General features: G+C 44.2%; 2 protein-coding genes. Both read right to left on the minus strand.

Features of this window, described 5'->3' with window-relative positions; translation table 11 throughout:
- Positions 1-77: 77 nt before the first annotated feature.
- Positions 78-281, minus strand: coding sequence for a hypothetical protein (locus A3763_RS21385; RefSeq protein ID WP_068513493.1), 204 nt, complete (start codon positions 279-281; stop codon positions 78-80).
- Between the two features lie 148 nt (positions 282-429).
- Positions 430-810, minus strand: coding sequence for a hypothetical protein (locus A3763_RS21390; protein ID WP_068760487.1), 381 nt, complete (start codon positions 808-810; stop codon positions 430-432).
- Between the last annotated feature and the right edge of the window lie 50 nt (positions 811-860).

Raw genomic sequence — 860 nt, forward strand, 5'->3', positions numbered from 1 at the left:
ATCGCATTGGAAGCACTATATAAAGAAAAACAAACCTGTTTATCCAGGCGAAGAAGGTCTTCCGACATAAATAAAGCTTAGTACCAAACGATAAAGGTAGCCGCGGCACTTACACCACAGGTTTCAACGAATTCACTATGACGACAAACATGTTTACCAATCGCATAGCTCAAGCCAGCACCAACAATATACAGTTCCAAGTCCCTATCTTTTTGAAAGCTCTGACAGCCACCCATAAGCAGCGATACGGCAATCAGGACACATGCACTCAACTTTTTCATCAAACTCTCCCAGACCTCCTTTCGGCAATTAGAGGCTATCCTACAAATGACGCAAGTATAGAGCAAGCTTTCATCCCATGATACGTGAAGCAGTCAGCATCAAGCCCTAGATAATCATCGCTTTAGAGCGCAAACAAGCTGTATTAACTTAGAACTGACGCTGCATATTCCAGGTTCTCCGTTTCCGAAAAGTGGATGTTTGCTCACGATCTTTTTGTAAAATAATCACTTCCCCCCCCTCTCCCAGAATCGTTACAGGGGCATCATCACCCTCTATATGGTAAGCATTACCTTCAGTATCGCTATCACTAAGCACTCCATTTATTTCCAAGGAAGGGTCTTCATCATCTTTATCTTTTAAATACTTCGTGCCTGCTTTTTCTCCACCAGCTGCTTGCTCTAGTTGTTCAAGCGCATTTTTTCCCACGCCATCCTGTTGATCTTCTTTAGCCGAAGCCGCTGCACTATCTTTCATAGGAGAGTATGTATTCTTCGAAGCCTTATCGCTACTCTTCTCCAACTCATCCATTGACCGGCAGCTTGGGCAGTTTCCGGGTGTGAGCTACAGTATGGAAGGTG

This window comes from Oleiphilus sp. HI0128 (genome assembly GCF_001635365.1).